We start from the raw sequence: 22108 nt of genomic DNA on the forward strand, positions 1-22108 counted from the left end.
GAGAGATCCGGGGCCTCTTGCGTTTCGGGGGTTTACGGCAGCGACCCGGCGCAGCGTTCAGTACTGCTCGGTCTCCATGAAACCCGTGTTCCCGTTGTCGTCCGCGTCGAAGGCGGCGGCGGTGGGGTCGAATCCGGGCGGGCTGTCCTTCAGGGCCAGGCCCATGCCGGCCAGCTTCGCCTTGACCTCGTCGATCGACTTCGCACCGAAGTTGCGGATGTCGAGGAGGTCGGCCTCGGAGCGCGCCAGCAGCTCACCCACCGAGTGGACGCCCTCACGCTTGAGGCAGTTGTAGGAGCGGACCGTGAGCTCCAGCTCCTCGATCGGCAGCGCCATGTCGGCGGCAAGGGCGGCGTCCGTCGGGGACGGGCCCATGTCGATGCCCTCGGCGTCGATGTTCAGCTCGCGGGCGAGACCGAACAGCTCGACCAGGGTCTTGCCGGCGGAGGCCATGGCGTCACGGGGACGCATCGCCTGCTTGGTCTCGACGTCGACGATCAGCTTGTCGAAGTCGGTGCGCTGCTCGACACGGGTCGCCTCGACCTTGTACGTGACCTTCAGCACAGGCGAGTAGATGGAGTCGACCGGGACCCGGCCGATCTCCTGGCCCAGCTGCTTGTTCTGCACGGCGGAGACGTAGCCGCGGCCGCGCTCGACCGTCAGCTCCATCTCCAGCTTGCCCTTGCCGTTGAGCGTGGCGAGGACCAGGTCGGGGTTGTGTACCTCGACACCGGCCGGGGGCGCGATGTCGGCGGCGGTGACCAGACCCGGACCCTGCTTGCGCAGGTACATCACGACCGGCTCGTCGTGCTCCGAGGAGACGACCAGCTGCTTGATGTTGAGGATCAGGTCGGTGACGTCCTCCTTGACGCCCGGCACGGTGGTGAATTCGTGCAGGACACCGTCGATACGGATGGACGTGACAGCCGCACCGGGGATCGATGACAGAAGGGTGCGGCGAAGGGAGTTGCCGAGGGTGTAGCCGAAGCCCGGCTCCAGCGGCTCGATCACGAATCGGGAGCGGAACTCGTCGACGACCTCTTCGGTCAACGAGGGACGCTGAGCAATCAGCACGAGGTATTGCCTCCAGTGTTTGGCGCCCGCTATGTGACGCCGTAGACACCATGAAGGGTACGGGCGGTTCGGCCGCCTACGAGGGCGAACCGCCCGACCTCGCCCGTCTGCCGACCGGTCGGAGGGCCGATGGCTTGCCGGAGCGAAGTCGAACGATCAACCACTCCTGCCCCGGGAGTCGGCCACCGGTGCGGTTCGTAGGCGCATACTGGGGGCAATGACAAAGCCTGCTGCACCGAAGCGTCACTTGCCCACCAGCCCCTTCAAGGCCCCGGTCACCCCGGCTCCCAAGCACTTCGCCGTGGGCGACCAGGTCACACACGACATGTACGGCCTCGGCCGGGTGATCGGCATCGAGGACGGAATCGCGGCGCTCGTGGATTTCGGCTCGTCGCAAATGCGGATCTTGAGCCCGTACGCCAAGATGACCAAGCTGTAGGACCGGGCGCTGTGCTCGGTCGCGGCACGCCAGGCCCCTTCGGGGGCCTGTAACGAAAGCGAGACCTCTCATCGATCCGACGTCGCTGTTCTCCGCCCTGGAAGGGCAACCCCGCTGCGCCACCGCGGCATCGCCGCCTCCGGCGACAAACCCCTTCCAGGCCCCGGACTTCGGGGAAGACATGACCCTCCCGCTGGAGGAGGAGCAAGAGCCCGCCCCGGGCACGCCTGCCGCGCAACCCAAGGCGGCTTAGCTCCCGCGGCACGGGCCCCGGACCCGGCCGCGGCGGACCGATCCAGGTGCGCCTGATCCGTGACCGGATCCTGATGTGCTGCCGTCCGTGGACGGTCAGCAGTGCGGCGCGTTCGACGTGGTTGAGGATGCCGGTGACCGCGCCGCTGGTGACATGGGCGCGGCCGCCAGGTCACTAAAGGTGAGCAGGTTCTCGCAGTGGGTGTTTCCTTATTCCCTTAGTTTGTGAGAGATTTAGTGGTGAATTCCTCTCGTGGTGAGGGAGTCTAGGCGCCCTCAGCCCACCGCCCGACCCCGTTGTCAGTGCCCAGGCCTACCCTCAACAGTGATGGCACAGGTGTGGAAATGCTCGGGACTGCGGTGGTCGGGGGACGGCCCCGTGCTGGTGTGGGACGGGGGGCGGCACAGTGCGCTGCCTCGGGGGAAGCGGGTCGCCTTCGGGGTCGCGGACGGGGGCGTGCGGACGTGTGTGGGTGCCCGGGGGCACCCCTGTCCCGTGCGGGCGGTGGTGTCGGGGCGGAGCACCGGCGCGCGGTGTGAGCAGTGCGCGCGGCTGGACCGGGCGCACTCCGTGGCCGCCGACACCATCGCGGACGATCCACGGCCGTACCACGTGTATCTGGCCTGGTTCGGCCCCGGCATGGTCAAGGTCGGGATCACCGCCGTCGAGCGGGGGTCCGCACGCCTGCTCGAACAGGGAGCCGTGTGTTTCAGCTGGCTCGGCGCCGGGCCGCTCATGGCCGCGCGCCGGACGGAGGAACTGCTGCGCGCCGCGCTCGGCGTGCCCGACCGGATCCCCTACGCCGAGAAGCGAGCCGTACGGTCCGCGCTGCCCGCGACCGCAGCCGAACGGACGGCTGAGATCGAGGAGTTGTACGAGCGTGCCGTCGCACTCGACGGCTGGCCGGAGTCGCTCTCCCGCGAGCCGTGCCAACCCGTCGACCACGTGGGCGTGTTCGGGCTCCAAGGGTTGCCCACTGCCTTCGGCGAGGTCGTCGAACTGGTCCCGGGCGGCACCGTGAGCGGTGAACTGGTCGCGGCCGCCGGGCCCGACCTGCACATCGCGGCCGGGGCGCGCGGGGTCGTCGTCCTCGACACACGGCTGCTGACCGGCTGGGAGCTGTGCCCCGGCGCGGGCGCGGGCGACGGATTCACCGTTCCCCTCAGGGAGTTCAAGGAAGAGGCGGCGGGAGTCCAGGACGGGTTGTTCTGAAGGCGGCGCACCGGCAAGCGTTTCCCAGGCGTTGCCTGAGAAACGCCTGTGTGTTTCTCAGGGAAAACACAGATTGGTGAAAGCGTGTTCTCAGAGGACCCCGACAAGGTGTCCCCATGACCACGACCTCGCCCCAGGGGCGCACCGAACTGCTGAGGCCGGACGGGAGCCCCGTCCGAGTGCTTGTGGTGGACGACGAGCTGTCGATCACCGAACTCCTTTCCATGGCCCTCCGTTACGAGGGCTGGCAGATCAGGAGCGCCGGTGACGGCCACGGCGCCGTCCAGACCGCGCGGGAGTTCCGGCCCGACGCCGTCGTCCTCGACATGATGCTGCCCGACATGGACGGCCTCGCGGTGCTGGGGCGCCTGCGGCGCGAGCTGCCCGACGTACCCGTCCTCTTCCTCACCGCGAAGGACGCGGTGGAGGACCGTATCGCCGGGCTCACCGCCGGCGGCGACGACTACGTCACCAAGCCGTTCAGCCTGGAGGAGGTCGTCGCCCGGCTGCGCGGGCTCATCCGCCGCTCCGGTGCCGCAGACCGGCGGTCCGAATCCGTGCTCGTCGTCGGTGACCTCACCCTGGACGAGGACAGCCACGAGGTGTCGCGGGCCGGGGAGAACATCCACCTCACCGCCACCGAGTTCGAACTCCTGCGCTTTCTCATGCGCAACCCGCGGCGCGTGCTCAGCAAGGCGCAGATCCTCGACCGTGTGTGGTCGTATGACTTCGGCGGCCAGGCCAATGTGGTCGAGCTCTACATCTCGTATCTGCGCAGGAAGATCGACGCCGGCCGGGAGCCGATGATCCACACCCGGCGAGGGGCCGGCTATCTGATCAAGCCCGCAGCGGTATGAGCGGGCGCCGGCGGCCGCGTGCGCAGAAGAGACGAGCGGGACAGCCGCGGAGCCTGCGGACGCGGCTCGTCGTCGCGTCGGTGGTGCTGATCGCGGTGGTGTGCGCGGTGATCGGCACCGTCACCACGCTCGCTCTGCACGACCACCTCTACGGTCAGCTGGACGACAAGGTGCACGACGTCGCCATGCGCGCGGTCGGCGGCCGCATGGACATGGACGGCAAGCAGCCGCCGGGCGGCCAGGGCACCGTCCCGGACGGCCGTCCCGGTGAGAACGACGAGACGCCGGCGAGCGCCAAGGCCGCGAAGTTCGTCAAGCAGCCCCCGACGCAGGCCAAGACCATCGCCGCGTACGTGGAAGACGGCAAGATCGTCAGTGCTGCCGTCTCAGAGCAGCAGAACAACAGCTACGGCGTCTTCAAGAACATGCGCGCCGACAACCTCGACGCCGCGCAGAAGGCGGCCGTCGCCTCCGTCGCGAGGGACCGCAAGGCGCACTCCGTGGACGTCCCGGGCCTCGGTGAGTACCGCGTCCAGTACGTCACGAGCCAGGACGGCAGCGACTCGTACTACGTCGCGCTGCCGACCACCGAGGTCAACAACACCATCAACACCCTGATCCTCGTCGAGGTCAGCGTCACCGCCGCAGGCCTGGGCGCCGCCGTCATCGCCGGTTACGTCCTCGTCGGCCTGGCCACCCGTCCCCTGCGCCGCGTCGCCACCACCGCCACCCGGGTCTCCGAACTCCCCCTGCACACCGGCGAGGTGAACCTCAGCGAGCGGGTGCCGGAGTCCGAGACCGATCCGCACACCGAGGTCGGGCAGGTCGGTGCCGCGCTCAACCGGATGCTCGACCATGTGCACGGCGCCCTGCACGCCCGCCAGCAGAGCGAGATGCGGGTACGGCAGTTCGTCGCCGACGCGAGCCATGAACTCAGAACCCCCCTCGCCTCCATCCGCGGGTACGCCGAGCTCACCCGGCGCGGACGCGAGCAGGTCGGGCCCGACACCCGGCACGCCCTGGGCCGTATCGAGTCCGAGGCGGGCCGGATGACCCTGCTCGTCGAGGACCTGCTGCTGCTCGCGCGCCTGGACGCCGGGCGGCCGCTCCAGTTCGAGCACACCGACCTCGTTCCGCTGGTGGTGGACACCATCAGCGACTCGCGCGCGGCCGGCATGGACCACAACTGGCGGCTCGACCTGCCCGACGAACCGGCGCTGGTGTCCGCGGACGCGGCACGCATCCAGCAAGTGCTGGTCAATCTGCTGGGCAACGCCCGCAAGCACACCCCACCCGGTACGACGGTCACCGCACGCGTCCAGCGGCGCGGGCCGTGGATGTGCGTCGACGTGGAGGACAACGGCCAGGGCATCCCGCCCAAGCTGCTGCCGCACGTCTTCGAGCGGTTTGCCAGGGGCGACTCCGCGCGGTCCCGGTCCACCGGGTCGACCGGTCTGGGGCTCGCCATCGTGCAGGCCGTCGCGGCCGCGCACGGCGGTGCCGTCACCGTCGACAGCGTCCCGGGGCGGACCGTGTTCACGGTGCATCTGCCCGCGCTCGGCCCCGTGCCGCCACAGCCCGACCCGGAAACGAACTGGCAGTCGCACTCACAGGCACAGCACAGCGCCACCACATGGGTGCAACAGGGCACCTGACCAGAGTCGTTCCCATGCGAACCGACTCTTCTCCCGGCACCCTGCCGGCGCGGGAGCACCTCCCGGCCGGCGACGCCGGTACGCCTGTCCTGGACATAGTGATCCCCGTCTACAACGAGGAGAAGGACCTCCGGCCCTGCGTGCTCAGACTGCACGAGCACCTCAGGCGCACCTTCCCGTACGCGTTCCGCATCACCGTCGCGGACAACGCGTCCACGGACACCACCCCGCGGGTGGCGGCGCGGCTGGCGGCGGAGATCGCCGAGGTGAGGTCGTACCGGCTGGAGCAGAAGGGCCGCGGGCGTGCGCTGCGGACCGTCTGGTCCGCCTCGGACGCCCCGGTCCTCGCCTACATGGACGTCGATCTGTCCACCGACCTCAACGCCCTGCTGCCGCTGGTGGCGCCGCTGATCTCGGGTCACTCGGACCTGGCGATCGGTTCCCGGCTGGCCCGCAGCTCGCGCGTGGTGCGCGGCGCCAAGCGGGAGTTCATCAGCCGCTCGTACAACCTGATCCTGCGCGGCTCGCTGCAGGCCCGCTTCTCGGACGCGCAGTGCGGCTTCAAGGCGATCCGGCGCGATGTCGCCCAGGTGCTGCTGCCGCTCGTCGAGGACACCGGCTGGTTCTTCGACACCGAGATGCTGGTCCTCGCCGAACGGGCCGGGCTCCGTATCCACGAGGTGCCCGTCGACTGGGTCGACGACCCGGACTCGACCGTGCACATCGTGAAGACGGCGACCGACGACCTCAGGGGAGTGTGGCGGGTGGGCAGGGCCCTGGCCACGGGGTCGCTGCCGCTGGACCGGATCACCCGCCCGTTCGGCGACGACCCGCGCGACCGCGAGATCAAGGACGTGCCCAAGGGGCTGGCCCGCCAGCTAGTCGGATTCTGTGTCGTCGGCGGTCTCTCGACGCTCTTCTACCTCCTGCTCTACAGCGGTTTCCGGCAGTTCTCCGGCTCGCAGGTCGCCAACGCGCTCGCGCTGCTGGTCTCGGCCGTCGCGAACACCGCGGCCAACCGGCGCCTGACCTTCGGGGTGCGCGGGCGCGGCGGAGCCGTCCGGCACCAGGCGCAGGGCCTGGTCGTCTTCGGCATCGGCCTCGCCCTCACCAGCGGCTCGCTGGCCGCCCTGAACGCGGCCACCGGCAGTCCCGCGCACGCCACCGAACTGGCGGTGCTGATCGCCGCCAACCTCGCGGCGACGGTGCTGCGCTTCCTGCTCTTCCGCGCGTGGGTCTTCCCGGACCGCGGCGACACCCCCGAGGTGTCGACGGTCGTGGCCGCGCACAACCCGTCCTCGCCGACCTACGCGACGACGGTGCCGTACCGGCCGGGCGGCACACCGCTCCCGCAGCGCCCGCCGTACGAGACGTACCAGACCACCCAGTTCCGCGCCGGTGAAGCCGCGGACGGCAACTGGAGGGACGCCACCATGCGCTTGCAGCCGGTGCGCCCTCACGACACCGACCCGGGGGATGCCCGATGACCACGCACTACGACCGGACGACCCACCCGGGGGGTCCCGCCTCCTGGGGCCCGCCGCAGGCCGCAGCTCTCCCGCGGACCCCGGCCACGGACCCGGTGACGCCCACGGACCCGCCGCCCACGGCTCCCGCGCCCGGGTCGGGCGAGCCCCAGCAGCCCTTCGTACGGAGACTGTGGCGCGGCCGGCCCGAGGACCCGCGCTGGGTGCGCCCGGCCTTCCTCGGCCTGCTGGCCGCCACCTTCCTGCTCTACCTCTACAACCTGAGCGCCTCCGGCTACGCCAACTCCTTCTACTCGGCGGCCGTCCAGGCGGGCAGCAAGTCCTGGAAGGCACTCTTCTTCGGCTCGCTGGACGCGGGCAACGCCATCACCGTCGACAAGCCCCCGGCCTCGCTGTGGCCGATGGCCCTGTCGGTGCGGATCTTCGGCCTCAACTCGTGGGCGATCCTGGTCCCCGAGGTCATCATGGGCGTCCTCACGGTCGCCGTGGTGTACGCGGCCGTACGACGCCGGTTCAGCCCCGCGTCCGGCCTGATCGCGGGCGCCGTGCTCGCACTCACCCCCGTCGCGGCGCTGATGTTCCGGTTCAACAACCCGGACGCGATGCTGGCGCTGCTGATGGCCGTCGCCTGCTACATGGTGATCCGCGCCCTTGCGGACGGCCGTACGAAGTGGCTGGTCTGGGCGGGTGTCGCGATCGGCTTCGCCTTCCTCGCCAAGACCCTTCAGGCCTTCCTGATCCTGCCGCCGCTGGCCGTCGTGTACGCGGTGTGCGCGCCGGTGCCGCTGAAGAAGCGCTTCGGACAGCTGGCCCTGGCCACGCTCGCGCTGGTCGTCTCCGGCGGCTGGTGGGTCGCGATCGTCGAACTGTGGCCGGCGTCCTCCCGCCCCTACATCGGCGGCTCGCAGAACAACTCCTTCCTGGAGCTGACCTTCGGCTACAACGGCCTCGGCCGTCTCAACGGCGACGAGACCGGCAGCGTGGGCGGCGGCGGCGGTGGCGGCAACGGCACGAGCATGTGGGGCGAGACCGGCTGGGACCGGATGTTCAACTCCGAGATCGGCGGCCAGATCTCCTGGCTGCTGCCGGCCGCGCTGATCCTGCTGGTCGCGGGCCTGGTGGCGACGCGCAGGCTGCGGCGGACCTCCGTCACCCGCGGTGCGTTCCTGGTCTGGGGCGGTTCGCTGCTGATGACCATGGTCGTCTTCAGCTACATGGCCGGCATCTTCCACCAGTACTACACGGTGGCCCTCGCCCCCTACCTGGCGGCCGTCATCGGCATGGGCGCCGGGCTGCTGTGGGACAAGCGCGCCGAGCTGTGGGCGTCGATCACCCTCGCCGCGTCGGTCGTCGCGGCCGCGGCCTGGGGCTACGTCCTGCTCAACCGCACCTCCGACTATCTGCCCTGGCTGAAGTGGCTGGTCCTGATCGGCGGCCTGACCGCCGCCCTGGGCCTCGTCTTCGCGGGCCGCGTGTCGCGTCCGGTGGCGCTCGGTGCGGCCGCGCTCGGTCTCGTCGCCGCGCTGGCCGGTCCTACGGCGTACACCCTCAGCACGCTGCAGGAGGGCCACAGCGGCTCCATCGTCACGGCCGGCCCGGCCGGCGCGAGCACGATGGGCGGCGGCCGTGGCGGTCCCGGCGGCGGGACGGGCGGTGGGAACGGCGGCTTCGGCGGCGGCATGCCGGGGCAGGGCCAGCAGGGTCGGCAGAACGGGAACGGCTTCCCCGGTGGCGGAATGCCCGGGCAGAACCAGCAAGGTCAGCAGGGCCAGCAGGGCCAGCAAGGTCAGCAAGGCCAGCAGGGCCAGGGCTTCCCCGGTGGCGGTCAGCCGGGTGAAGGCGGCGGCATGGGCGGCGGCGGTGGCGTCGGCGGCCTGCTCAACGGCGCGAGCGTCTCCTCCGAGGCCAAGAAGCTGCTGGAGACGGACGCCGGGAAGTACACCTGGGTCGCCGCGTCCATCGGCTCCCAGAACGCCGCGAGCTACCAGCTGGCCACCGGCGAGCCGGTGATGGCGATCGGCGGCTTCAACGGCACCGACCCGTCCCCGACGCTGGCCCAGTTCAAGAAGTACGTGGCGGACGGCAAGATCCACTACTTCATCTCCGGCGGTGGCATGGGCGGCGGCATGGGCGGCAGCTCCAGCGGTACGTCCTCCCAGATCACCTCGTGGGTGCAGAGCAACTTCAAGAAGGTGACGGTCGGTTCGGCCACGTTCTACGACTTCACGCAGAAGGCCGGCAGCTGACGCTCGCCGGGCAGGGCCGGGTAGGGCCGGCAGGAGAAGGGCGGGTGGCTGCGGCCGCCCGCCCTTCGGGTTCCGCTCGGGTCCGCATGGCGGAGCAATATATCGGCGCGGTCCCGCGCCCCTTATGGGGGTGTTGCGGTTCTAGCATTTCGATGAATGGCCGGAGTTCATGAGGAAGGTGCGCCGATGGTCAAGGCAGCCGAGCGGTCGGTGCGGTCGAGCGTCTGGTTGGAGGCCAAGGCCCGCCGGGGCGGGCGCGCGGGGCAGCCCTCCGGTCTCGATCGTGAGCGGATCACCGAGGTGACCGTGCGGCTGCTGGACGCCGAGGGTCTGGCCAAGTTCTCGATGCGGAGGCTCGCGGCCGGGCTGCACGTCACCGCGATGTCCGTGTACTGGTACGTCGACACCAAGGACGACCTGCTGGAACTCGCCCTGGACGCGGCCTACGGCGAGCTGCGGCTGCCCGATCCGGAGGCCGGGGACGAGGACTGGCGCGACCAGCTGCGCACGCTGGCCACGGAATACCGTGCGCTTCTCGTCCGGCACCCCTGGCTGTCGCCGCTCGCCGGGCGGTATCTCAACATCGGCCCGAACTCGCTCGCGTTCTCCCAGGCGGTGCAGCAGGTCGTCCGCCGGACCGGGCTGCCCGCGCACGGCGTCACGGGCGCCATCTCCGCCGTCTTCCAGTTCGTCTACGGCTTCGGCACGGTCGAGGGCCACTTCGCCGCGCGGGTCGAGGCCGCGGGCCTGACCCCCGACGAGTACTTCCGCACCGCCATGAGCGCGGTGTCCGAGGCCCCGCAGACCGCCGGCGTGATCAAGGAGTCCAAGGACATCATGGCGGCCCGCGGCGGCGACACGGTCGAGGAGATGCTGGACCGCGACTTCACTTTCGCCCTGGACCTACTGGTGTCAGGAATCGAGGCGATGGTCACCCGCGGCTGACCGGGACGCCCCCGGCCCTCGCCCACGAGCCGTGCCGGAGGCGCCGGTGGCCCCTGCCCCCACCAAAGCGGGTGACCCGGTGATCGACTTGCCCTGCTCGGCCATCGCCTCGCGGACTCTTTCGCCTCCGCTCCTCGCACTGCTCCGCAGGCTCCGGAGCGCCGCGCCGGACTCCACCCGCCGAGTGGTGGTGGGCCGTAGTGGTCAGCCTTCGACCACCAGCCGTACGGGGAGCTGCCGGTGGCCACCGGGCCCCGAGCGCTCCGGGGTGACCCGGGCAATCCACTTGCCGGGCCCTTGGTGGTCAGTCCTCGGACACGAGCCGGGCCGGCAAGCTGCCGGTGGTCACGGGGCCCCACCGCTCGGGGGTGTCCCGGGCAGCGGACTTGCCGCGCCTTGTGGTCAGTCGTGGGCCACGAGCCGTGCGGGGAGCCGCCGCTGGCCACCGGGCCCCGGCGTTCCGGGGTGTCCCGGGCAGCGGACTTGCCGCGCCTTGTGGTCAGTCGTGGGCCACGAGCCGGGCCGGGAAGCTGTCGGTGGTCACGGGGCCCCACCGCTCGGGGGTGTCCCGGGCAGCGAACTTGCCGCGCCTTGGTGGTCAGTCCTCGGACACGAGCCGTGCGGGGAGCCGCCGCTGGCCACCGGGCCCCGGCGTTCCGGGGTGTCCCGGGCAGCGGACTTGCCGCGCCTTGGTGGTCAGTCCTCGGACACGAGCCGGGCCGGGAGGCCGCCCGTGGCCACCGGTCCCACCGCTCCAGGGCGACCCGGGCAGCCGACCTTCCGCGTCTCGGGGTCAGTCCCCGGTCACCAGTCTCGCCGGGAAGCCGCCCGTGGCCACCGGGCCCCAGCGGTTCGGAGTTACGCGGATGATCGACTTGCCCTGCTTGAGCATCGCCTCGCGGTACTCGGCCCAGTCCGGGTGTTCGCCGGCGATGTTGCGGTAGTACTCCACGAGCGGTTCCACGGAGTCGGGGGAGTCGATGACCTCTGCCGTTCCGTCGATCTGGACCCACGGGCCGTTCCAGTCGTCGCTCAGTACGATCAGACTGACCCGTGGGTCCCGCTTGGCGTTGCGGGTCTTGGCGCGCTCCGGGTAGGTGGAGACCACGATCCGCCCGGAGTCGTCGACCCCGCAGGTCAGCGGCGAGCCCTGGGGTCCGCCGTCGGCCCGCCTGGTCAGCAGGATGGCGCGGTGACGGGGCCGTACGAAGTCCAGCAACTCGTCCAGGGAGACGGACGTGTTGGTCGCGATGTTCGGTGCCATGGGGGCAGCCTAGAGGCAGCGGACCCGGATCCGGCTGACCCTGCCGTGCCTACGCCTGTGGCAGCGACCCGCCCTGCACCGCCTGGATGTCCAGCTCCACCTTCAGCGTCGTACCGATCGCGGCGATGCCGGCCTGTACGACCTGGTTGTAGTTCATCGCGAAGTCCTCGCGGTGCAGCTCCGTGGTCGCCCGGAAGGCCGCACGCGTGCCGCCCCAGGGGTCGGAGCCGGTGCCGAGGTAGGCGAGGTCCAGGTCGACGGGTCGTACGACACCGCGCATCGACAGTTCGCCGTGGACCGTCCAGCGGTCGGCGCCGGCCGCGGTGAGGCCCGTCGAGCGGTAGGTGATCTCGGGGTGGCGCTCGACGTCCAGGAAGTCCGCGGAGCGCAGATGCGTGTCGCGCGTGTCGTTGCCGGTGTCGATGGAGGCCGCCCGGATGACGGCCCGGACCCGGGACTCCGTGAGGTCGTCGGGCGCGATCTCGACCGTGGCCGCGAACTCCGTGAACCGGCCGCGCACGCTGGAGATCCCGAGGTGCTGGGCGACGGCGCCCACGCTGGAGTGGGCCGGGTCGACGGTCCACGGGCCGGGCGGGGGCAGCTCGGTGCCGCCCTGCCGGGCCAGTGTCACCGTGCCCACCTCGGCCCGCCCGCTCGCGGTGACGATCGCGCCGGCGGCGGCGGGCGCGTACCCGACGGCTGTGACGATCACCGTGTACGCCCCCGGGGCCAGCTCGGTCGTGTCGCGTACGGCCCCCTCCGGGTCGGCCTCGGCTCGCAGCACCTGCCTGCCCGCCCCGTCGGCCAGCGTGACGACCGCGTGCGACACGGCCCATCCGTCCCGGGTACGGATCCTCGCGGTCAGTGCCATCCCGTTTTCTCCCCAAAACATAAGAAATTGGTCATTACGCGACCGGCCCGTGCCGGACGCGCCTCCGCTCGGAGCGCGCCCGGCCCGGGCCGGGGCCGAACTACTCGCCGGGGTGGGCGAGTTCGATGTCGTGGCCGTCGACTCCGGTGCCGTTCACCGTGAGGGCCGTGGCCACCGGCGGGTAGCCCGTCGCGATGACGGTGTACTCGCCGCTGTTCAGGTCGGCGAAGGCATACGCCCCGTCCGTCCCGGTCGTGGCCGAGCCGACCACGTTGCCCGCCGCGTCCACGAGGGTCACCCGGGCGTCGGCCAGCGGGCCGTGCGGGGCCCGAACGACGCCCTGCAGCTGGGCGCCGGCGTCCAGGTCGACCGCGATCCGGGTGACACCGGTGCCGCCGATCTCGACCGGCAGCGCGCGGGGCCGGAACCCGGCCGCGTTCACCGCGACGGTCACCGCACCCGGCACCAGCTCGGTGAAGCCGAACTCGCCCTGCTCACCGGTGATCCCGGTGGCCAGCAGGTCCCCGCGCACATCGGTGACGATCACCATCGCGTCCTTGACCGGCAGCGCGCTCCCGGCGGCCCGGACGGTGCCGCTCAGGCCGCTGGTGCCGCTGAGCAGGATGTCGTACGCCACCGGGTCGTCACCCACGACGATCGTGGACGCCTGCGGCTGGTAGCCGTCCGCGGAGGCGATCAGGACGTACGAGCCCGCGCCCGGCGCTTCCACCCCGTAGGAACCGTCGGCCTGGGCGACCGCGCGGCCCAGCTGGCGGCCGGCGAGGGAGATCAGGGTGACCGCGGCCTGCGCGACCGGGGTGCTCTCGGCCCCGCGGACGAAGCCGTGGACCGGGACACCGCCGTGCTCGGGCTGCCGGGGGACGGGCACGGTGGCGACGGCGGTGAGCTGCCGGGTGCCGGCCGCCTCGGCGTCGGCCTCCGGGTCCACGACCGGGGCGGCCCAGCTGGGCACCTTCGCCTCGGCGGGAGCCTCCTCGACGGGGGCCTCGGCGGCGACGGCGACGGCGGCCGGGGTCTCGGCCTCGGCCTTGGCCTCGGCGGCCTGGGCCAGGGCGCCCGCGGTCCGCAGCGGGACCTCCTTGATGAACAGGGTGACCAGGAACGCGAGGAGGGCGACCGGCGTGACGTACAGGAAGATGTCGGCGATGCCGTGCCCGTACGCGCTCTCCAGCCAGGTGCGGATGTGCGGGGGCAGCAGGTCCATGTCCGGCAGCTGACCGGTGCCGGTGGCCTTGGCGGCCGCCAGCTGCTCCTTGGGCTTCAGCTCGCCGATCGTGTCCTTGGCGTAGTGGGTGATGCGGGTGGCCATCACGGAGCCGAGCGCCGAGACGCCCATCGCACCGCCGAGGGACCGGAAGAAGGTGACGACCGAGCTGGCGGCGCCGAGTTCGTGCGGGGCGACCTGGTTCTGGGTGGACAGGACCAGGTTCTGCATCATCATGCCGACGCCGAGGCCTATGACCGCCATGTAGATCGCGATCTTCCAGTAGTCGGTGTCGTAGCGCATGCTGCCCAGCAGGCCCAGGCCGGCCGTCAGCAGCACACCGCCCGTGACCAGCCACGCCTTCCACTTGCCGGTCTTGGTGATGATCTGGCCGGAGACGGTGGAGGAGACGAACAGACCGGCGATCATCGGGATCGTCATGACGCCCGACATCGTCGGGGACTTGTCGCGCGCCAGCTGGAAGTACTGGCTGAAGAAGACGGTGCCGGCGAACATCGCGATGCCGACGAACAGGGAGGCGAGCGAGGCCAGCGTGATCGTGCGGTTCCGGAACAGGCGCAGCGGGATGATCGGCTCGCTGGCCTTCGTCTCGATGACGAGGAAGATCAGCGCCAGGACGAGCGCGGCGCCGACCATCGTGTAGGTCTGCCAGGACAGCCAGTCGTACTTGTCGTCGGCGAACGTGACCCAGATCAGCAGCAGGCTGACGGCGGCGGTGATGAAGAAGGCACCGGCCCAGTCGACCTTGACCTCACGCTTGTGCTCGGGCAGGTGCAGCGTCTTCTGCAGTACGACCAGCGCGATCAGCGCGAAGGGCACTCCGACGTAGAGGCACCAGCGCCAGCCGAGCCAGTCGGTGTCGGTGATGACGCCGCCGACGAGCGGGCCGCCGACGGTGGCGACGGCGAACGTGGCACCCAGGTAACCGCTGTAGCGGCCCCGCTCCCGCGGCGAGATCATCGCGGCCATGATGATCTGGGCCAGCGCGGTCAGACCGCCGGCGCCCAGACCCTGGATGACACGGGCTCCGATGAGCATGCCCGGGTTCTGCGCGAGACCGGCGACGACCGAGCCCGCGATATAGATGACCAGGGCTATCTGGACGAGCGCCTTCTTGCTGACCAGGTCGGCGAGCTTGCCCCAGAGCGGGGTGGAGGCGGTCATCGCCAGCAGCGCGGCCGTGACGACCCAGGTGTAGGCGCTCTGGCCGCCGCCGAGGTCCTTGATGATCTCGGGCAGGGCGTTGGAGACGATCGTGGACGACAGGATCGCGGCGAACATGCCGAGCAGCAGCCCGGAGAGCGCCTCCATGATCTGCCGGTGCGACATGGGGGCGTGGCCTGGGCCGTGGCCGTGGCCTCCCCCGTGCTTGGCGTGGGCCCGCACACCGGCCGGTGTGGTCGTTGCCATGGGTTTCCTTCTCTTACGCGGTTACGCGGGTGTACGGGTGGTCGTGTCGAGTACGGGTGCGAGGGCGGTCGGGCGGGGGTGGGCGGACCGGCAGTCGCCGAAGCTCGCCCGCAGCCGGGTCATCAGCCGGATCAGCTGGGCGACCTCCTCGTCGGTCCAGTCGCTCAGGCGCTCTGCCAGCAGTTCGGCAGTGCGCCGGGACAGTTCGACGAGGGTGGCCCTGCCCGCGGGGGTGAGGCGCAGGATGCGTGAGCGCTTGTCGGCGGGGTCGGGGGACCGCTCGATCCAGCCCCGCTCGGCGACATGCGCGACATGCCGGCTGGTCACGGACATGTCCACGGCCAGCAGCTCGGCGAGCCTGCTGATGCGCATGTCCCCGTGACCGCCGAGCAGCGTCAGCACGGCTGCGGATCCGGCCGGGCAGTCGTGCGGAAGGATCCGTCCCAGGTCCCGTTTGACCGCTCCGACGGCGCTGAGCTGACGCGCCAGCTCCTCGAACTGCGCCTGCTCCGCCATCACACCTCCAAGATTCGTTGCTTGAGGCAACTGTAAGGGATGTTTGGTTGCTGCAGGCAAACAAATTGGGGGTGCCGGAGACAAAAACTTGGCAAAGGCAAGTATTGTGGACGTAAATGCGCTGGTGGGGGTGGGTACGGATGGTCCGTATATGCGGGTGGCCCCCCACTTGGGCCGCATCCCCGGATTCGCTAGTGTCTCGGGCCATGGCTAACACCCAGGGCCCCCAGGGCAACTACGACCCCGCAGGCAGCACTCAGATGTTCCGCGCGTTCGTCGACGAGTCCCCTCAGGGGGGCAGGCAGCAGGCTTCCGCCCCGGCGGGCCCGCGCATCGGACTGATCATCGGCGTCATCGTCGCGGTGGCGGTCGTGGCGGCGGTTGCCTGGCTGGCGCTGAAGTAGCGGTTACTTCCAGGCGACGGCCACGTCCCGCGTCTCGATGTGCATCCCCAGCGGTACGCGCCAGGCGTCGACGCACACCGTCCACGTGTGCTCCTTCTGTGCGGCCGCCTCGATCGGGGCCGGAAGGTCCTGAGTCGACTCGATCGTGGCCCAGTCGATGCCAAGGGCGCCGATGATGTGGGTGCCGAAGGTCACCTCGCCCGAACGGACCGCGGTTCCGCCCGAGTTGTGAAAGGTGACCGTCACCTTCTCGCACCAGCGCCGGTCCGTGGCCTCGCGGGACGGCGGGTCCCAGGTGAGGGCCGCCGGGGACGGGGGTGCCTTGGTCGGGCCAGGAGCCGGAGCGGGCGTCGACGGGGGAGGCGATGTCTGCCGACCCGTCCCGCGGCCGGGTTGCGTCCCGGCTGTGCCCGGGGAGCCGGGGATGTCACCCTCGGAGCCGTCGCCGAGGGCGGGTGCCGGGGACTGGACCGCTGACGGGGCTGCTTCGGAAGTCCCGGGCGTGGACGGCGCGTTGTGTCCGCCGTCCGTCACTCCGTCGAGCGGCGTCAGTGTCACCCTTCCGGTAGGACTCACCGCCGTCCGGGGTGACGTGCCTGCCGGGCCCACCGCCGTGTAGCCGCCGGCGCCGCTGCCGCCCGCGCAGGACGCGAGCAGTCCGCCCAGACAGACGACGGCCGCCGACGCTGCCGTAACGGCGCCTCGGCGGCCACTCGTCCATGGGGCCCATGTCGTCCGGAGCATCGCGCCATGGTGGCTGACACTCCGTCAAATAGGAAGCTCCGTGCGGGGCTTCCGTGCGGATCAGTCCGAGATGAGGCCCTCGCGCAGCTGGGCCAGGGTGCGGGTCAGAAGACGCGAGACGTGCATCTGGGAGATGCCGACCTCCTCGCCGATCTGGGACTGGGTCATGTTGGCGAAGAAGCGGAGCATGATGATCCGCCGTTCGCGGGGCGGGAGTTTGGCCAGCAGCGGCTTCAGCGACTCGCGGTACTCCACGCCCTCCAGGGCGGTGTCCTCGTAGCCGAGGCGGTCCGCGAGCGAGCCCTCGCCACCGTCGTCCTCGGGGGCCGGGGAGTCCAGTGAGGAGGCCGTGTAGGCGTTGCCGACCGCCAGGCCGTCGACCACGTCCTCCTCGGACACGCCCAGTACGGCGGCCAGTTCGGCGACCGTGGGGGAGCGGTCCAGCTTCTGGGAGAGCTCGTCGCTGGCCTTGGTGAGGGCCAGCCGCAGCTCCTGGAGCCGGCGCGGGACGCGGACCGACCAGGACGTGTCGCGGAAGAAGCGCTTGATCTCGCCCACGACCGTCGGCATCGCGAACGTCGGGAACTCCACGCCGCGTTCGCAGTCGAAGCGGTCGATCGCCTTGATGAGGCCGATGGTGCCGACCTGGACGATGTCCTCCATCGGCTCGTTGCGGCTGCGGAAGCGGGCCGCCGCGTAGCGCACGAGCGGGAGGTTGAGCTCGATCAGCGTGTCCCGGACGTAGACACGCTCGGGGCTGTGTTCGTCGAGTGCGGCGAGCCGCAGGAACAGGGAGCGGGACAGGGTGCGGGTGTCGATGTCCGCCGAGGCCGGCAGGGCCTGGGCGTCTGCGACATCTGAGGCGGCCGGGAGCTCCTGGGCCTCAGGGGCCTGGAGGGCCGTGACGTCGTCGAGCACGTCGATAGCGTCGAGCTCCTTGGGCGCTGCCTCGCTGTTCGTGGGCATGAGCACCTTCGAGCTGCCCTGGTCTGCGGACATGCCACCCCCTTTGGGTCGCGGGACGGTCGCGGCGGCGATCCTTTCGAGGAACGCAGCCTTCACCTGAATACCGGAGCCGGAGCCACGGCAAACGCGCTTCCCGCAGAATGTCACATGTCGGCAACACGCTGTAGTGACATGTCGACATGTGAGTTACGAATCAGCCCTGGAAAAAGGGGGTCTGACGGTTTTTCGACGCACAACTGTCGGGATCGGCCCTGGTGAGCGAATCGCTCACGCCGGTGATGGCTCGATCGTGTTTGCGGTTACGCGTCGATCCGGTTCGCCGACCGCAGCCGCTGGAAGCTACGCGCGAGTAGCCGTGAGACGTGCATCTGCGACACGCCGAGTTCCGCGCTGATCTGGGACTGGGTGAGATTGCTGTAGTAGCGCAGGAGAAGGATTCTCTGCTCGCGTTCGGGGAGTTGGACCAGGAGGTGGCGGACCAGATCGCGGTGCTCCACGCCGTCCAGGGCCGGGTCCTCGTAGCCGATGCGGTCCAGCAGGCCCGGCAGCCCGTCGCCCTCCTGGGCGGCCTCCAGGGACGTCGCGTGGTACGAGCGTCCGGCCTCGATGCAGGACAGCACCTCGTCCTCGCTGATGCGCAGCCGCTCGGCGATCTCGGCGGTCGTGGGGGAGCGTCCGAAGGCGGTCGTCAGGTCTTCCGTCGCGCTGTTGACCTGGACCCACAGCTCGTGCAGCCGACGCGGTACGTGGACCGTGCGGACGTTGTCCCGGAAGTACCGCTTGATCTCGCCCACCACCGTCGGCATGGCGAAGGTCGGGAACTGCACGCCCCGGTCCGGGTCGAAGCGGTCGATGGCGTTGATGAGGCCGATCGTGCCGACCTGGACCACGTCCTCCATGGGCTCGTTGCGGGAGCGGAACCGGGCGGCCGCATAGCGCACGAGCGGCAGATTGGCCTCGATGAGCGCCCCCCGCACCCGGTTGTGCTCCGGCGTGCCCGGCTGGAGGTCCTTGAGCTGCGCGAAGAGCACCTGGGTGAGGGCGCGGGTGTCGGCGCCGCGACGCTTCTCGGGGGCGGGTGCGGGCGCGGGGGCGGGTGTGGTGGCCGAGGTGGACGTGGTGGACGTGGTGGATGTGCTGGAAGGGGACGTGGGCGTGGAGGCGGACGTGGAGGCGGGCGTGGATGCGGGGGCGGGGGCGGGGAAGGGCGCCTCTTCCTGGGGCGGCGCAGTACTGGCCGACACGGTCAACGCCACCTCTTCATCGGTCAATCATCCGTCAAAAGCGGTCATAGCATCACAAGACATGTGCACTGTGTGCAAGCACCGCATAACGCCGTGTTGAGGGCAAGTTGGGACTTAAGACGCATAAAGGCCCCCCGCCGTTCCGGCGGAGGGCCACTGGGGTGTACGGCTCAGAATTCGTAGTCGGCGATCACCCACGTGGCGAACTCCCGCCACAGCGCGACGCCCGCCTGGTGGGCCGGGTGCTCCAGGTAGCGCTTGAGGGCGTCCCGGTCCTCGACCGCCGAGTTGATCGCGAAGTCGTACGCGATGGGCCGGTCGCTGATGTTCCAGGCGCACTCCCAGAAGCGCAGCTCCTCGATCTGCCCGCCGAGCGCCCGGAAGGCCTCGACGCCCGCCACGGCCCTCGGGTCGTCGCGCTCGACGCCCTCGTTGAGCTTGAACAGCACCAGGTGCCGGATCATGCGCTCTTCCCTCAGCTCTTTCAGCTCATGCAGCTCTTCAGCTCTTCGCTCCGTCGGCGATCCATGTGAAGAAGTCGCCGATGGCCTTGGCAGCGTCCGAAATGCCCTCGAAGCCTATCTGGACGTAGTCCGCGGCCTTGGCCGGGTCCGTGATGATCACGTAGAGCACGAAGACCACGAGCACGTACACGGCGATCTTCTTGCCGTTCACCGCCACCGCGGCCTCCCCTGTCTCTGCTGCGCCCGGGGCCATCGGGCCCCTTGTTGCCGGCGGCGAGTGTAACGTTCTTTGTTTTTCTGCCGAATGCACGATGGGCCCCGTCTTCCGACGGGGCCCATCTTCAGCGGTAGCGGAGGGATTTGAACCCTCGGTGACTTGCGCCACACTCGCTTTCGAGGCGAGCTCCTTCGGCCGCTCGGACACGCTACCGAGGGAGACCTTACAGCACCGTGGGCCATGGTCCGAAATCCGTTTCCCGGCTCCTCGGGGGCGGGCTTCACCGATCCCGGAAGAACTCCGTGAGCAGCCGGGCCGAGTCCGCCGCGAGGACGCCCTCGATCACCTCGGGACGGTGGTTGAGCCGGCGGTCCCGTACGACGTCCCACAGGGAGCCGGCCGCGCCCGCCTTCTCGTCGCGGGCGCCGTAGACGACGCGGTCCACCCGGGACTGGACCAGCGCTCCCGCGCACATCGTGCAGGGCTCCAGGGTGACCACGAGGGTGCACCCGGTCAGCCGCCACTCTCCCAGCCGTGCGGCGGCCCGCCGGATCGCGAGGATCTCCGCGTGGGCCGTGGGGTCACCGGTGGCCTCGCGCTCGTTGTGGCCGGTCGCGAGCACCGTCGTACCGTCCGGGGACAGCACGACGGCGCCGACGGGGACGTCCCCGCCCCGGACGGCCTGCGCGGCCTCGTCCAGGGCGAGCCGCATCGCGGCCCGCCAGCGGTCGCGTACCGGGTCCGGGACCCCGCCCGGCTCCGGGGCGGTCAGCGGACGGTCTCCAGCACCTCCGAGGCGCCCAGGGCCTCGGCGATCGCTCCCAGCGCGTCCTCCGCGTCCAGGGCGCGCAGCTCCTTCTCGCTCACGCCCAGGTCGTCGAGGATCTCGCTGTCGCCCACCGGGCTGTGCGGCACCGCGTCGGCGGAGGTGCCGTCCTCGTCGTCCCCGTCCTCGGACTCACCGTCCTCGGTGCCGTCGAGGTCCAGGGCGTCCAGGTCGGGGCCGTCGGAGCCGGGCTCGCGGCCCAGCAGTTCGTCCGTGAGCAGCAGCTCGCCGTACGCGCTGCGGGCAGCGGCGGCGGCGTCCGAGACGTAGATGCGAGGGTCGTCCTCGCCGTCCACGCGGACGACACCGAACCAGGCGTCCTCCTGCTCGATCAGGACGAGCACCGTGTCCTCATCGGGATTGGCTTCCCGGGCCAGGTCGGCCAGATCCGACAGGGTTTCCACATCGTCGAGCTCTGTGTCGCTCGCTTCCCACCCGTCTTCGGTGCGCGCGAGCAGTGCGGCGAAGTACACCGTGACTCTCCCACTGGTCATAGGCGTGCCGGTTGGGGGTCCCCCCGGCGGAGGTTCTTGGGCGGGGAGAGCTGTGCTCCGAGCCCCACCCACTCGGAATCGTGGCAGAAACAAGGCGTTCAGGGGACGTCTTCGGCTCCCTGTGTCCGGCAGTTTTGATCGCACGACGCAAAAGGACCAACCCGTGCGTCCGTGCAGGTGTCACCGGCGCGCTTGTTGCCGCCACCTGCGGATCGTACGCGGCTTTGGGTGTCGCTCACGCACGGCCTTACCGGGAACGTCTCACCAACACCCGATCTTCCCTACCGGATTCCTACCAGCGGAACGTCCGCATGCGCATCGCGTGCCGGAGCCGGGCGGCCTTGGCGCGGCGTGGCTGGACGCGGTCACGGAGCTGCCGGGCTTCGGCGAGCTCGTGCAGGAACCGCGCCCGGCGCCGTCGGCGTTCGGCGTCCGTCTCCGGCGGTGACACACCCGCACCGGTCTCGCCGGAGGCCTCGGAGTCGCGGTCAGGCAGGTCAGGCATCGGCTCACCACCCCAGTCGGTCCCTCCCACTTTCCCCCGGTCGGGCGGTTTGATGCCAGAGCCAGGTGTGGTGCGGCGCGGTTACTGTTATGGGCATGCGTCTCCATGTCGTCGACCACCCCCTGGTCGCCCACAAGCTCACCACCCTGCGCGACCAGCGCACCGACTCCGCGACCTTCCGGCGGCTCGCCGACGAACTGGTCACCCTGCTCGCCTACGAGGCCACGCGGGACGTACGTACCGAGGCCGTCGACATCCGCACCCCGGTCTCCCCCACCACCGGCGTCAAGCTCTCCTACCCGCGCCCGCTGGTGGTGCCGATCCTGCGCGCCGGGCTCGGCATGCTGGACGGCATGGTCCGGCTGCTGCCGACCGCCGAGGTGGGCTTCCTGGGCATGATCCGCAACGAGGAGACGCTGCAGGCCTCCACGTACGCCTCGCGCATGCCCGAGGACCTCTCCGGCCGCCAGGTGTACGTCCTGGACCCCATGCTGGCCACCGGCGGCACGCTGGTCGTGGCGATCCAGGAGCTGATCAAGCGTGGCGCCGACGACGTGACCGCGGTCGTGCTGCTCGCCGCCCCCGAGGGCGTCGAACTCATGGAGCGCGAACTCGCGGGCACGCCGGTCACGGTCGTGACGGCGGCCGTCGACGACCACCTCAACGACCACGGCTACATCGTCCCCGGCCTGGGAGACGCGGGCGACCGGCTGTACGGGTCGGCCGAGTAGACAGACCGCTTGTACGACGCTGCTGACCAGGCCGCACG

General features: G+C 70.5%; 22 protein-coding genes and 1 tRNA gene. 9 read left to right on the plus strand and 14 right to left on the minus strand.

All coding sequences use genetic code 11. The annotated features are described in order from the left end of the window. Window positions 1-57 precede the first annotated feature (57 nt). Entirely contained in the window at window positions 58-1074 is a 1017-nt protein-coding gene (locus tag AB0I54_RS31175) for a DNA-directed RNA polymerase subunit alpha (RefSeq protein ID WP_363299548.1), read from the minus strand. A gap of 217 nt (window positions 1075-1291) precedes the next feature. Between AB0I54_RS31175 and AB0I54_RS31180 the strand changes: the two genes are divergently transcribed. The 7 genes from AB0I54_RS31180 to AB0I54_RS31210 all read left to right on the plus strand — a co-directional run bounded on the left by AB0I54_RS31180 (window position 1292) and on the right by AB0I54_RS31210 (window position 10168). Then, window positions 1292-1513, plus strand: a complete 222-nt coding sequence (locus tag AB0I54_RS31180; RefSeq protein ID WP_363299549.1) for a hypothetical protein — start codon at window positions 1292-1294, stop codon at window positions 1511-1513. Between the two features lie 580 nt (window positions 1514-2093). Beyond that, window positions 2094-2978, plus strand: a complete 885-nt coding sequence (locus AB0I54_RS31185) for a DUF2797 domain-containing protein (RefSeq protein WP_363299550.1) — start codon at window positions 2094-2096, stop codon at window positions 2976-2978. A gap of 116 nt (window positions 2979-3094) precedes the next feature. Beyond that, window positions 3095-3835, plus strand: coding sequence for a response regulator transcription factor (locus AB0I54_RS31190; RefSeq protein ID WP_363299551.1), 741 nt, complete (start codon window positions 3095-3097; stop codon window positions 3833-3835). After that, window positions 3832-5490 carry a HAMP domain-containing sensor histidine kinase gene (locus tag AB0I54_RS31195; protein WP_363299552.1) on the plus strand — a complete coding sequence of 553 codons (1659 nt, stop codon included), beginning with the start codon at window positions 3832-3834 and terminating at the stop codon, window positions 5488-5490. Before AB0I54_RS31190 ends, AB0I54_RS31195 begins: the two co-directional genes overlap by 4 nt. Window positions 5491-5504: 14 nt before the next feature. Beyond that, complete coding sequence (locus AB0I54_RS31200; protein ID WP_363299553.1) at window positions 5505-6977, plus strand: bifunctional glycosyltransferase family 2/GtrA family protein; 1473 nt, start codon at window positions 5505-5507, stop codon at window positions 6975-6977. Then, window positions 6974-9223: a glycosyltransferase family 39 protein gene (locus AB0I54_RS31205; RefSeq protein WP_363299554.1), complete on the plus strand. Its 2250-nt coding sequence runs from the start codon at window positions 6974-6976 to the stop codon at window positions 9221-9223. Before AB0I54_RS31200 ends, AB0I54_RS31205 begins: the two co-directional genes overlap by 4 nt. 186 nt (window positions 9224-9409) lie before the next feature. Then, window positions 9410-10168, plus strand: coding sequence for a TetR/AcrR family transcriptional regulator (locus AB0I54_RS31210; RefSeq protein ID WP_363299555.1), 759 nt, complete (start codon window positions 9410-9412; stop codon window positions 10166-10168). Between the two features lie 793 nt (window positions 10169-10961). Here AB0I54_RS31210 and AB0I54_RS31215 read toward each other — a convergent pair. From AB0I54_RS31215 to AB0I54_RS31230, 4 genes are all read right to left on the minus strand, one after another. Beyond that, window positions 10962-11432, minus strand: a complete 471-nt coding sequence (locus AB0I54_RS31215; RefSeq protein WP_363299557.1) for a PPOX class F420-dependent oxidoreductase — start codon at window positions 11430-11432, stop codon at window positions 10962-10964. 49 nt (window positions 11433-11481) lie between these two features. Next, window positions 11482-12303, minus strand: coding sequence for a YceI family protein (locus AB0I54_RS31220; protein ID WP_363299558.1), 822 nt, complete (start codon window positions 12301-12303; stop codon window positions 11482-11484). A gap of 100 nt (window positions 12304-12403) precedes the next feature. Continuing rightward, on the minus strand, window positions 12404-14959 hold the full coding sequence (locus AB0I54_RS31225) for a DHA2 family efflux MFS transporter permease subunit (RefSeq protein ID WP_363299559.1): 2556 nt from the start codon (window positions 14957-14959) through the stop codon (window positions 12404-12406). 21 nt (window positions 14960-14980) lie between these two features. Next, complete coding sequence (locus tag AB0I54_RS31230) at window positions 14981-15475, minus strand: MarR family transcriptional regulator (protein ID WP_363299560.1); 495 nt, start codon at window positions 15473-15475, stop codon at window positions 14981-14983. Between the two features lie 206 nt (window positions 15476-15681). Here AB0I54_RS31230 and AB0I54_RS31235 point away from each other — a divergent pair, with 206 nt between their 5' ends. Continuing rightward, on the plus strand, window positions 15682-15879 hold the full coding sequence (locus tag AB0I54_RS31235; RefSeq protein WP_363299561.1) for a hypothetical protein: 198 nt from the start codon (window positions 15682-15684) through the stop codon (window positions 15877-15879). A gap of 3 nt (window positions 15880-15882) precedes the next feature. Here AB0I54_RS31235 and AB0I54_RS31240 read toward each other — a convergent pair whose 3' ends face one another. The 9 genes from AB0I54_RS31240 to AB0I54_RS31280 all read right to left on the minus strand — a co-directional run bounded on the left by AB0I54_RS31240 (window position 15883) and on the right by AB0I54_RS31280 (window position 21339). Further along, on the minus strand, window positions 15883-16623 hold the full coding sequence (locus tag AB0I54_RS31240; RefSeq protein ID WP_363299562.1) for a hypothetical protein: 741 nt from the start codon (window positions 16621-16623) through the stop codon (window positions 15883-15885). Between the two features lie 60 nt (window positions 16624-16683). Beyond that, complete coding sequence (locus AB0I54_RS31245) at window positions 16684-17622, minus strand: RNA polymerase sigma factor SigF (protein WP_363299563.1); 939 nt, start codon at window positions 17620-17622, stop codon at window positions 16684-16686. A gap of 266 nt (window positions 17623-17888) precedes the next feature. Then, complete coding sequence (locus AB0I54_RS31250) at window positions 17889-18833, minus strand: RNA polymerase sigma factor SigF (RefSeq protein ID WP_363299564.1); 945 nt, start codon at window positions 18831-18833, stop codon at window positions 17889-17891. Window positions 18834-19003: 170 nt separating this feature from the next. Beyond that, window positions 19004-19297, minus strand: coding sequence for a Dabb family protein (locus AB0I54_RS31255; protein WP_363299565.1), 294 nt, complete (start codon window positions 19295-19297; stop codon window positions 19004-19006). Window positions 19298-19334: 37 nt separating this feature from the next. Beyond that, window positions 19335-19514 (minus strand): hypothetical protein, encoded by a 180-nt coding sequence (locus AB0I54_RS31260; RefSeq protein ID WP_363299696.1) that lies wholly within the window; start codon window positions 19512-19514, stop codon window positions 19335-19337. Window positions 19515-19642: 128 nt separating this feature from the next. Beyond that, a tRNA-Ser gene (locus AB0I54_RS31265) sits at window positions 19643-19727 on the minus strand. Window positions 19728-19794: 67 nt separating this feature from the next. Then, entirely contained in the window at window positions 19795-20226 is a 432-nt protein-coding gene (gene tadA, locus AB0I54_RS31270) for a tRNA adenosine(34) deaminase TadA (protein ID WP_363299566.1), read from the minus strand. Between the two features lie 56 nt (window positions 20227-20282). Beyond that, window positions 20283-20813: a hypothetical protein gene (locus AB0I54_RS31275; RefSeq protein ID WP_363299697.1), complete on the minus strand. Its 531-nt coding sequence runs from the start codon at window positions 20811-20813 to the stop codon at window positions 20283-20285. A gap of 313 nt (window positions 20814-21126) precedes the next feature. Further along, window positions 21127-21339: a hypothetical protein gene (locus tag AB0I54_RS31280; RefSeq protein WP_363299567.1), complete on the minus strand. Its 213-nt coding sequence runs from the start codon at window positions 21337-21339 to the stop codon at window positions 21127-21129. A gap of 95 nt (window positions 21340-21434) precedes the next feature. Between AB0I54_RS31280 and upp the strand changes: the two genes are divergently transcribed. Further along, window positions 21435-22070 carry a uracil phosphoribosyltransferase gene (gene upp, locus AB0I54_RS31285; protein ID WP_363299568.1) on the plus strand — a complete coding sequence of 212 codons (636 nt, stop codon included), beginning with the start codon at window positions 21435-21437 and terminating at the stop codon, window positions 22068-22070. Window positions 22071-22108: the final 38 nt, after the last annotated feature.

The sequence above is a fragment of the Streptomyces sp. NPDC050625 genome, assembly GCF_040654755.1.
GTDB lineage: Bacteria > Actinomycetota > Actinomycetes > Streptomycetales > Streptomycetaceae > Streptomyces.

Coding starts and splice junctions, on each gene's coding strand:
- AB0I54_RS31180 (WP_363299549.1), top strand. CDS start 1,292: ATGACAAAGCCTGCTGCACCGAAGCGTCACTTGCCCACCAGCCCCTTC.
- AB0I54_RS31185 (WP_363299550.1), top strand. CDS start 2,094: ATGGCACAGGTGTGGAAATGCTCGGGACTGCGGTGGTCGGGGGACGGC.
- AB0I54_RS31190 (WP_363299551.1), top strand. CDS start 3,095: ATGACCACGACCTCGCCCCAGGGGCGCACCGAACTGCTGAGGCCGGAC.
- AB0I54_RS31195 (WP_363299552.1), top strand. CDS start 3,832: ATGAGCGGGCGCCGGCGGCCGCGTGCGCAGAAGAGACGAGCGGGACAG.
- AB0I54_RS31200 (WP_363299553.1), top strand. CDS start 5,505: ATGCGAACCGACTCTTCTCCCGGCACCCTGCCGGCGCGGGAGCACCTC.
- AB0I54_RS31205 (WP_363299554.1), top strand. CDS start 6,974: ATGACCACGCACTACGACCGGACGACCCACCCGGGGGGTCCCGCCTCC.
- AB0I54_RS31210 (WP_363299555.1), top strand. CDS start 9,410: ATGGTCAAGGCAGCCGAGCGGTCGGTGCGGTCGAGCGTCTGGTTGGAG.
- AB0I54_RS31215 (WP_363299557.1), bottom strand. CDS start 11,432: ATGGCACCGAACATCGCGACCAACACGTCCGTCTCCCTGGACGAGTTG.
- AB0I54_RS31220 (WP_363299558.1), bottom strand. CDS start 12,303: ATGGCACTGACCGCGAGGATCCGTACCCGGGACGGATGGGCCGTGTCG.
- AB0I54_RS31225 (WP_363299559.1), bottom strand. CDS start 14,959: ATGGCAACGACCACACCGGCCGGTGTGCGGGCCCACGCCAAGCACGGG.
- AB0I54_RS31230 (WP_363299560.1), bottom strand. CDS start 15,475: ATGGCGGAGCAGGCGCAGTTCGAGGAGCTGGCGCGTCAGCTCAGCGCC.
- AB0I54_RS31235 (WP_363299561.1), top strand. CDS start 15,682: ATGGCTAACACCCAGGGCCCCCAGGGCAACTACGACCCCGCAGGCAGC.
- AB0I54_RS31240 (WP_363299562.1), bottom strand. CDS start 16,623: ATGCTCCGGACGACATGGGCCCCATGGACGAGTGGCCGCCGAGGCGCC.
- AB0I54_RS31245 (WP_363299563.1), bottom strand. CDS start 17,622: ATGTCCGCAGACCAGGGCAGCTCGAAGGTGCTCATGCCCACGAACAGC.
- AB0I54_RS31255 (WP_363299565.1), bottom strand. CDS start 19,297: ATGATCCGGCACCTGGTGCTGTTCAAGCTCAACGAGGGCGTCGAGCGC.
- tadA (WP_363299566.1), bottom strand. CDS start 20,226: ATGCGGCTCGCCCTGGACGAGGCCGCGCAGGCCGTCCGGGGCGGGGAC.
- AB0I54_RS31280 (WP_363299567.1), bottom strand. CDS start 21,339: ATGCCTGACCTGCCTGACCGCGACTCCGAGGCCTCCGGCGAGACCGGT.
- upp (WP_363299568.1), top strand. CDS start 21,435: ATGCGTCTCCATGTCGTCGACCACCCCCTGGTCGCCCACAAGCTCACC.